The 9,252-nt window shown below is 44.7% G+C and carries 9 protein-coding genes and 1 pseudogene; all 10 read right to left on the bottom strand.

The annotated features are described in order from the left end of the window. Nucleotides 1–110: 110 nt before the first annotated feature. Nucleotides 111–1,016, bottom strand: a pseudogene (locus tag ACESSZ_RS15855) (bifunctional lytic transglycosylase/C40 family peptidase); the annotation flags it as partial. Then, nucleotides 1,013–3,187, bottom strand: coding sequence for a cell envelope integrity TolA family protein (locus ACESSZ_RS15850; protein WP_499842898.1), 2,175 nt, complete (start codon nt 3,185–3,187; stop codon nt 1,013–1,015). The pseudogene ACESSZ_RS15855 and the gene ACESSZ_RS15850, both read right to left, overlap by 4 nt. Beyond that, on the bottom strand, nt 3,168–5,618 hold the full coding sequence (tcpF, locus tag ACESSZ_RS15845) for a conjugal transfer ATPase TcpF (protein ID WP_151165491.1): 2,451 nt from the start codon (nt 5,616–5,618) through the stop codon (nt 3,168–3,170). Before tcpF ends, ACESSZ_RS15850 begins: the two co-directional genes overlap by 20 nt. Then, entirely contained in the window at nt 5,605–5,994 is a 390-nt protein-coding gene (locus ACESSZ_RS15840; RefSeq protein ID WP_118263954.1) for a conjugal transfer protein, read from the bottom strand. The genes tcpF and ACESSZ_RS15840 overlap by 14 nt, the downstream gene beginning before the upstream one ends. A 103-nt stretch (nt 5,995–6,097) precedes the next feature. Then, nucleotides 6,098–6,586: an antirestriction protein ArdA gene (locus ACESSZ_RS15835; protein WP_151165490.1), complete on the bottom strand. Its 489-nt coding sequence runs from the start codon at nt 6,584–6,586 to the stop codon at nt 6,098–6,100. Nucleotides 6,587–6,610: 24 nt separating this feature from the next. Beyond that, nucleotides 6,611–7,108 carry an antirestriction protein ArdA gene (locus ACESSZ_RS15830; protein ID WP_151165499.1) on the bottom strand — a complete coding sequence of 166 codons (498 nt, stop codon included), beginning with the start codon at nt 7,106–7,108 and terminating at the stop codon, nt 6,611–6,613. Then, entirely contained in the window at nt 7,090–7,335 is a 246-nt protein-coding gene (locus ACESSZ_RS15825) for a hypothetical protein (RefSeq protein ID WP_151165489.1), read from the bottom strand. The genes ACESSZ_RS15830 and ACESSZ_RS15825 overlap by 19 nt, the downstream gene beginning before the upstream one ends. A gap of 46 nt (nt 7,336–7,381) precedes the next feature. Beyond that, nucleotides 7,382–7,948, bottom strand: a complete 567-nt coding sequence (locus ACESSZ_RS15820; protein WP_151165488.1) for an SLATT domain-containing protein — start codon at nt 7,946–7,948, stop codon at nt 7,382–7,384. Next, nucleotides 7,926–8,810 (bottom strand): SMODS domain-containing nucleotidyltransferase, encoded by an 885-nt coding sequence (locus ACESSZ_RS15815; protein WP_499842897.1) that lies wholly within the window; start codon nt 8,808–8,810, stop codon nt 7,926–7,928. The genes ACESSZ_RS15820 and ACESSZ_RS15815 overlap by 23 nt, the downstream gene beginning before the upstream one ends. A gap of 69 nt (nt 8,811–8,879) precedes the next feature. Further along, a complete protein-coding gene (locus ACESSZ_RS15810; RefSeq protein ID WP_118263957.1) occupies nt 8,880–9,101 on the bottom strand; it encodes a hypothetical protein in 222 nt (73 codons plus the stop codon). Nucleotides 9,102–9,252 lie beyond the last annotated feature (151 nt).

Below are 9,252 nucleotides of genomic sequence, written 5' to 3'. Positions count from 1 at the left end.
ACAGTTTTCACCTTTCGGTTAGGCAGGTGGTTTCCCGTGTTATCTTACGGGGTAGTGCCTTTTTTTTTTTTTTTTTTTCTGTCCCCCTTTCTTTAATCTACTTCTAACTTTCGTCCCTCTGGACGCACGATACCGACGTGTGTTACATACGTTCCAGCATTATAAGTGGAATGGAAGAACACCAAGTCGCCAGCTTTCGCCTGTGACAGCGGCAAATGCTGGGTAGCGTCATACTGCGTCTGTGCGGTACGGGGCAGGCTGATACCAGCCTTTCCATAGCACCACTGAACCAGACCGCTGCAATCAAAGGACGTGTTAGGGTTGCTGCCGCCATAGACGTACTTCCAGCCTTGATACTTCAATGCTTCATTAAAGATTGCCTGTGCGGTAGCGTCGCTGAAACTGGGAATAGCCAGATACTGCTTGACGAGCCGCACATAGAACATATTCCCGTACTTATAACGCCAGCCGCCATTTTCCTTAATGGAAATCTCGTTTTTATAGGTGACTTTCACGCCGCCCGATTTTTCTTTCGCAAAGCTGACCGCCAGCTCATAGGTATACTTTTTCCCGTGTCCAGCCACATAGTCGATAAAGCCGCCGCCATAGTTATAGGCTTGTACCACCGTGTCTATGTCGCAGCCTTTTGATTCTGCGGATTTTAACAGTTCCGAGAAATACTTGCACCCCTGTTTGATGGATTCCTCTGTGGAAAGGGAATTGGGAGGCAGACCCATTGATTCAGACGACTGCATAACGTCCTCTGCTGTGCCGCCAGATTCCACCTGCATGATAGCGAGCAGATAATTCACATAGTCCTCAATTCCGTATTCTTTTGCATACTTTTCTACCATTGGCTGATGTTTCAGCACTTCTTCAGAAAGGTTCAGTCCAGAAAAATCAAAGTGGGAAGTGCTGCTTTCTTCATCATCTGCGGTAACGATAAACAGGAACAGCAGCAAGGAAATTATCACCGAGAAAACACCTCCGAACAAAACGAAGTGCCTTAGTTTCATCTCTTGCCGCCTTTCCTGCTGGTCGTCTTATTTACGGTTGTCTTATTTTTCTGTTTCTTCTGTACGCTTTGCGCCTGTTTGTGACGCTGCACCGTCTGTCGTTGGGTATCGGCGGCAGCCTGCGAAGTCTGCTGTCTGACAGGTGCAGTGGATTCTCTGACCGCCTGTGTCCTTACCTCCTGTACCCTTGTAACAGGCTCTTTGGATTTTACAGGCGGCTGTTCCTTTGTAGTGGCGGCAGGGCGTTCCTTGATGGCCTGCGCCCCTTTGGAAACCGCTGCCTGCGGTGCTGCTTTCGCAGACACAGGCGTTGTCATTGGTCGCTCATGTAATGGGGCAGCTCCTTTTGTCGCTGATCCATTGGACTGTTTCGCTTTATCCATTGCCATGCGTTTCTGTGCAATGGTCTGCCTGTGTTTCTCCTGTTTATCCGCACGCCCCTGTTTTCTGGTCGCTTTTTCCTCCACAATGCCACGCTTGAAGTCAGATACGTTTTCCTGTATCTGGTTCACGCCGCTATGTAACGCATACTGTACCTGTGTCGGCATATCCTTGACCTGCTGACCGACGGATTTTGCCTTGTCTTTCATGCGCTCCTTACCATCAAGCACCGCTCCGACTTTTGCGCCGGCACGTTTCCCAAAGCTGGACGTATCGGCGGAAGTGTCATGGTTTGGTCTGGAATGACCGCTGCCTGCTGGTTTTGCGTTGTCCGTCTTACGGGATTGCGATACTGCCGCTGCGCCCACAAGACCGCCTGCCGCACCAGCAGCAACCGTTCTGCCGATTTTTCTCTCCAAGCGTCTTGCCCCACGGTTTAGGAACAGATAGGGGCGGCGCATGATACGTCGGCTCACCTGCTGGGTGTCGGAAGATTGCAGGCTGAACATTGCCATCAAATCACCCAGCTTAAAGTAGATTCCTGCAAAGGTGACTATCTGCAAAAATGCGACCATGAAAAACGGATAGCCAGAGGAAATGGAGTAGAACATGGTGGAAATGCTGAAAGCGGTAGTGATAATCAGAGAGATTCCTGCCCTCATCATAATGGTGTTGAACAGTTTCGTGACCGCCTTTTTTGCCATGCCCTCATAGGTCGGTATCATGGACAGGATAAAGCTGACGGGCAGGAACATGGCGTAGATGATAAAAAGCACCTGCGAGAAAATCATCATGCCCGTAAGCAGGAACACAAAGACCGAGATACCGATATTGAAGATGAACAAGAATACTACCATGCCTAAACGTGTCATAGTCTTTGTGACGCTTAAGTTGTCGTTGTCCTTATCCTCGATTTCCTCAATCACAATGTCCTCTCTGTCGTCCGTGTCGGGGCTTTCCGACAGCAGGCTTTCCACACGGTCAGAGCCTAGCTCGTCCATGTCCGATTCCCCATACTGCAATAACAGCCACGGTTGCTTTACCTGTATGGAAAACAGGCTGTCACGAATCAAATCCACGCTGTCCTTTCCCTTGCTGCTGGAATCGGGCAGCACGATTTTTGTTCCAAGTGATAAAGCCGAGCTGCTGATGTCCGAAGAAAAATCATTGATTTTGCTGATATAGTCTGGGGCATAGGCGATAAAAGACGCTGACAGGAGAAAGACCACAAGGAAATTGACGACCCCATGAACCGCCTTTGTGGTTTCCCTTTTGATAAGTCCTGTGTAGGCGATATAGATACCCATTACCAGAATGAGGATAAGCAGGAATCCCACATAAAATCCCTCGCTGGAAAAGCCGCTTTTTGTCACGCCTGCCAAAGTCTGAATGTTCTTCCCGATAGAGTTTGCGGTATCAGAGATAAAGTCCAGCTTGTAAGCCTCCTGCACCACATAGCCTGTGGCATTGGAGATATAAAGGCTCACTGTCCAGATAAAGTTGGTGATGGCGTACAAGCCATACTGAATACTTTTCCCGATACCGTCCAGCCAGTTCCAGGGCAGCCAATCCCATGAACTGTCAACGTAAAAATCAAGCTGGTAGTTCTCCAGCGGATATTTGGAGTAGGCGTTAGCGTCATTGACCGTAGTATCTACCAGACCAGCCGCATGAGCCACCGTACCTGTGATGGAAAGGAATACCAGCACGCCGAAGACAGCCAGCAGAGCGTACCGAAGAATCTTAGGATTTTTCGTTTCCTCATAGGCTTCACCTCGATTCTTCCGTATGTATCGGCGGTCTGGTGTCAAAGGCTGCGAACAGGTCAGCGAATACAGGGTGTATCTGGATAACGCCCACACGCCCGTATAAATCTTGAAACAGGCATTGCCCGTTTTCCAAATCCCTAAGGCGTTTCTGGTTGCCCTCGTCCTCCTTATCCACCCCGAAAAATTCAAGGGTATTCTTGATTTCCTTTATATCGGTGCTGCGAAAGGCAAATTTCAAGCCGATATTGTTCTTCATCTTCTCGTCGTCCACGTCGCCAGAGTTCTGCGTCACAAAATAGACAGCGGCGTTCATGGAACGACCAGCACGAATCAGCTTGTTGGAAAGAGCTTTGCCCTGTGCCACCTGTAAGAACGTCCATGCCTCGTCCAAGTCCACCATCTTGAAAATTCCCCTGTCGGAATGGATAAAGTCAAGGGCAAAGGTGCTTATGACAATCAGCATTGCCACGGAGAGTAGCTCCATTGTGGTGTATTCTTCAAACCTTGTGTCCTTATCGGGCAGCACAAGGTCTGCCACCTGTATGATGTTGAGCTGCCTGTCTAAGCTGATGGACTGCTCCACATTCCCGTCCGAGAACAAGAGGTGTGCAAAGTCATAGTCCGTCATGCTTTCGATATGGTCTGCGATATTCTCTGCCACTGGTGAACCGTCTTTTTGCAATTCCTCAATGACACGCAGCAAGCCACGCTGTCTGCCCTGTGTCACGGAACGGATAGCACGACGCAGGACGGGGAACTTTTCACCGTCACGGGAAGAAATGCCTGTAAGGAATGTCAGTATGTCAATCGCTAGGCTTTCAGCGTCCTTTTTGCGGCGCATAATCACATAGGGGTCAAGAAGTCCTTTGTTCTTGTCCTCACTGGTAAGGTTGACTATCTTGATTTCATGTGCAATGTCGGGTAAGGTTTCCTGCCAGTTGCCACGCTCTGATTTAGGGTCTACAATGACCGCTTTCCCTCCAAACAGCACCGCATAATAGATAATCAGATTGTTGCAGAATGACTTGCCGCCGCCAAGCGAACCGAGGAAAGCGGCTGCCAGCGCATTTGTCACCGAGCCTTTTACGCCCTGTGCGGCAAGGCTGGGTTTTAGGTACACGTTTTTTCCAGTGTCAAGGTTATAGCCGATATAGATTCCGTCCGTTTCCCCAAGCTGCTGCGTTGCGCCAAATCCAAGTCCAGCGAGGAAATCCGAAGTGACGTACTGGATATAGTCATTGATGTAACGCCTGCTTGCTGGGATAAATTCACCATGCAGCCCCAGCATATCCCCGAATGGGCGAACCAGTTTTACGTTGAGGTCGTCGTAGAAGTCCTTGACTTCATCACAGCGGCGTTTCAGTTCTTCCAGAGAATCCGCTGCCACACGGATAACATAGGACAGCTTATACATGGATTCCTTTGACTGGTCTAAGCTGGTTTCCAGCTCATTGACCGAATCGAGGGCGTCCATGACGTTACTTCCCGTTTCGTTGTTGGATTCCCACGCATGGTTGTCTAAATCCTTTAGTTCTTTCTTTTTGTTGCGAACTGTTGTCAGAGCCTTTTTGTTGGTGACGATTTCCACATTCATGGAAGTGGAAACAGGGAACGTAAATTGCTGCTGCTGGTAATAGAAGATTTCCGAAGACGGGAAGTCCAGCTCACCTACGATATTGTTAATCGTGAAGTAGGCAACATACGTTGTCTGATCTTCACGCTTTATCTTTAGGTATCGCTGGTTTTCTTCAATCAGACAGCGTGTGGGGCGGATAAGGTCATAACGCTTTACCAGCGTTTCACGTTTTCGCTTTCTTACGGGCAGTTCATAGGAATAATCATTGTAGGCAACGCCTGTATTCCCGTAGATATGCTCCAAGAGGTAGCCGAAGTCGTTCTTATCCAGCCTGCGGAACTGAAAGCGGCGTGAGAGTTTGCTCTCCAGCAGCTTTTCCATCTTCATAAAACGGTTAATCTCATCATTACTCATGGAAACAAAGTCGCCCATGAGCTTGTGGTTGACTTCATAGAGAAAATCAGCAAAGGTCATAGCCGCTGACTTCCTCATGCTCTTTAGGTTGATTTCTTCCTCATTCACCAGCAGCTTGAATCCAAGAAAAAAGCGGTAGTCAATCTGATTTTCCCCAATCATCTCCACCAACGCTTCTGTCTGTTCATCTATCTTTGCACAGGCAACGTCACGAAGTCGCCCTGTGATTCCTTTTTTGGAACGCTCCTGCACCGCACGCAGGCTGTCCTCCGTGGCAATCTGCAAGGCATGGATTTTTCCGTCACGGTTCTGTGCGATAAGCTGTCGGAAGTTGTCATGCACCATATATTTTTCCTCTGGTGAGAGGAACGAGTAATTGTAAGGTGTCAGTTCATAGTAGGCAAAGCACTCACCGTCATGGTTGAACACCAGATTGTTTTCAATATACTTAATCGGGAACATATATCACACTCCTAACTGTCGTAATCACGGGATTGAATGTTTCTTTTTTCAGACGAACCGCCTTTCCAGCATAAGTCACTTTTGGTCGCAGCAGAAAGCTGACGCAGGACTTTAGAAATCCAAAAGGCTTTTTCCCGTCAAAGGTCTTTTGCGACACGAACCAAGTAAAAGCCACAGGGATTCCAAAGTATTTGAGGAACGCACCGTCAATCAGGGAAAAGGGCGGCAGCTCCCCAAAAAGAATCACCACGAACAGCGATACCACGAACCATGCCATCTGGCTGAACGTGAGGGGGAACGGGAGCTGAAAGTCGTTGATAGCGTAAATGACTTTCTCCACGCTCCATATGCTTGTATAGCTTTTGATTTTCTTCAATGTTCACAGCTCCTTTCGTTTCTAAATGGAAACAGCAGCCTGTTTTCACAAGCTGCTGCATAAAAAATGCCAGTGTTTCCACTGGTCGTTATTCTGGTATTATTTAATAAGGGCACTCAAATACGCCATGATTGGTAATGACAAAACGACTCTCTAAATCAAGGTCACGCCCATAGGATTCATAGTCTATGTAATTTCTTAACCTGTCTGGTATTTCCCCAAGACTTTGACATTCATCTATAAAATAATAGGCAACGTCTGTCATGCTGTTGCAGTGGGGATAGTGGATAATCTCGTCGGCGTGTTCGCAAAGTTCCTCCAAGCTGCTGTAACAGCATAACAGTTCAGAAAGCTCGTCCTGTATATCCTCTGGTAAATCCTCCACCATCTCACACAGGCGGTTGACTTCCTCAATCGGCGTGTATTCGTCAATCTCAAAGGGCAGCTCATAATCATGGATAGCGTATTCTTCGTAAAATTCATTCAAGCCGATACGCTCCGCCATCTCGTCATAATCGACGGGCGGCGTAAACCATGCGCCCACAAGCTCGCCCTCGTTGTATTTCCCAAGATTGGCGATATAGATTCGCATTTCTTCTATATCACATCACCCCCTTTACTGATAACGGAATACGCCGCTGGGTGTAAACAGGTATCTGTCCTGCATTTCCAGCTCGTTTCCGTAGGAACGGTAATCAATGTGCTTTTGCAGTTCATGGGGAATCTCACCGAAGATACATTCCTCACAGATAAGGTATTCTGCCAGTGCCGCACCGTCAGCCACATCATAATAGCGTATCTCGTCCTTGTGGTCGATAAATTCATCAAACCCGTAAAACCATCTCTGTATGATGGATTTCATTTCATTGCCGATAGGCGTGCCCTCCATTTCCTGTACCATGCGGCATTTTGCGTTGATTTCCCACAGGGGCATTTCACTGTGTACTTCAAAAGGCAGCTCATAATCGGCTATTTCCAGCTGTTCTTCATTCTCCACGCCCAGTCTTTCTTTCACTTCCTCCAAATCCACAGGGCAGTTGAACCAGCCGCCAGCATACCCCTCGACCTCGTCGTCACGGTAAGGCTGGGTATTGTTTAAAAGATAGATTCGCATTTCATACAAGGTTTCTCACTTCCTTTCCTGTTTTCCAATATTCCCATTATGACAGCATAATCTACACCGAATACATAATGGCAGAATTTTTCCAGTTGTTCCTCTGGATAGGCAAGCGGCGATTGCTGCTTGATGGTTTCCCATACCTCACGTTTGCGGTAGGGCAGGTCGGAAATATATTTGCAGCCGACCCAGTCTTTCATATCCTCGAAAATATCTGTTTTCATGTTGTCCTCCTGTCTTAAAATTTTGCATGAAAAAAGCAGCAAACCGTTAAGATTTACTGCTTTTTCTTAAATGAGATGGTAACATTTGATTAAGTTCTTCGTTTGTAAAAAATTGTTCTTCTTCCTTTTTTAATGCTTCTTGAGTTTTTCTGTAACTCTTGGAGTTAGTCTTGGGTGTCTTTTTATATATTTCATATGTTTCTTGTAGTAAAACATCTCTAGCAGACATTATATCAGCATTATTTAATATATCGAAATCAGTCATAAGGGAAACATATTTTTCTCTAATAAGCCACAATTCATCTGCTGCCAAAATATGTTGTTTAATTTCATTTTCTATATTAAAATTTTTAAAAAACAGATTAAAAGCCAGTGAAATTGTCGAGAAAAAACCTGCTACTACTGTATAAATACTTTGGTTCGTAATAATTGCCCCTAGAAATCCTCCAGTTGAAAGAGCCGATAATATAATTTGACAATATTTTATTCCTCGGAGATTTGTTTCTAAAGAATTTACTTGCTTTAAATGGCTGGTATAGGTGTAAACAACCCTACCATAACTTTCTTTTAGTTGTATTAATAAATTTTCTCTATATTGGGAATTTTGTTCCATAAATTTCCCTCCATTTGTTGTGCCAAGTATATGAATATCCCTTGTCATATGCGTCAATAGCCGCTAGCGCTAACTCATAAGCTTTTTTTGATTCACTTTTGAAAGAATATTTTTTAGTGATATGCTTATTATCACCAAATTTTACCCAATATTCTTTATCAGCATTTTCATAAAGATATTTAAAGAAATCTCTAGATAACCAATCATAATAAGAATATGATTTATCAGCATATTCATAATTCTGCATAAATCGGTATGCAATAGTATCAATTAAAATTCCACTCATAAGCACCGTCATATTTGAGTTCCAAGCACGTGCCATACGACATAAACGTTTTAAATTGTTATTGGAAAGGGAATTTCTTCCGTTGAAATAATTCATTTCTTCCTTAGGATTCATATATTTCCAACTTCCTCCATTGTGAGTATCTGGATAAGTATATGTACCATCGTTTAGTTTAAAGGAGGGAACAATTTCAAATTTAATACCATTTGAAAAATCAATAACTACTACTTGTCCATCACCACTTATGCTAGACGATGAATAGGTTTTTTGAAGTGATGATTTTACGGATTGCAGCAAAGCAGACTGACCATTCCCAGTATAATTATCATATTTTGTATACTCGGACCATGGTAATTCAACAACAATATCTATATCACTTGTATATATTGCAGTACCTCGTCCATATGAACCTACATAAAAACTGTGACTTGTTTCTGAATCCGTAAACCAGAAATCTTTATTTATTCTTTTAGTAATAGCGTGATAGCGAGTTTGAACATCTTTTACAATATAATCACTCATTCTAAGATTTTTACATAGAGTAGTGAAATCTTGACTGACAGAAATATCTGACATCTTATCCCTCCTAATTTTTGAAAAATATAAGAATATTATATCAACTTTTATCCCTATCTACAATATAGTTTACGCTCCGATAATCTTATTGAATAAATTCAACAGCACATCTTTTACGCCAGCGGCATTGAACACCAAGCCGACAGCGATTAAGGCAATCACCAAGAACCCGATAAGTTTGGAAAACTCTCGCTTGAATCCGAGATACACTCCGATAACAGCGATTGCCATAAGCACAAGGGATTGTGCGTTTGATAAAAACCAGTTGTATAAGTTCTGTCCAAAATTCATTATTTCTTTCTCCTTTCCATCATTTCAATTTCTCTGTCTGCGGCTTTTGCTGTCTGCATAAAGCACATGGTAACTAGTGTCTGCTGAGCAAACTGAAAACACTTGATTTTACTGACTTTTGCCCCATTTTCTGGTATAATGATTGCAAGGA

It is taken from the genome of Eubacterium sp. 3_1_31, from assembly GCF_964249515.1.
Taxonomy (GTDB): domain Bacteria; phylum Bacillota_I; class Bacilli_A; order Erysipelotrichales; family Erysipelotrichaceae; genus Longicatena; species Longicatena caecimuris.
The sequence above is the reverse complement of the archived record's forward strand: the minus strand, read 5'-3'. Positions and strand labels throughout refer to the sequence as shown.

Coding starts and splice junctions, on each gene's coding strand:
- tcpF (WP_151165491.1), bottom strand. CDS start 5,618: ATGTTCCCGATTAAGTATATTGAAAACAATCTGGTGTTCAACCATGAC.
- ACESSZ_RS15835 (WP_151165490.1), bottom strand. CDS start 6,586: ATGCGAATCTATATCGCCAATCTTGGGAAATACAACGAGGGCGAGCTT.
- ACESSZ_RS15830 (WP_151165499.1), bottom strand. CDS start 7,108: ATGCGAATCTATCTTTTAAACAATACCCAGCCTTACCGTGACGACGAG.
- ACESSZ_RS15825 (WP_151165489.1), bottom strand. CDS start 7,335: ATGAAAACAGATATTTTCGAGGATATGAAAGACTGGGTCGGCTGCAAA.
- ACESSZ_RS15820 (WP_151165488.1), bottom strand. CDS start 7,948: ATGGAACAAAATTCCCAATATAGAGAAAATTTATTAATACAACTAAAA.
- ACESSZ_RS15815 (WP_499842897.1), bottom strand. CDS start 8,810: ATGTCAGATATTTCTGTCAGTCAAGATTTCACTACTCTATGTAAAAAT.
- ACESSZ_RS15810 (WP_118263957.1), bottom strand. CDS start 9,101: ATGAATTTTGGACAGAACTTATACAACTGGTTTTTATCAAACGCACAA.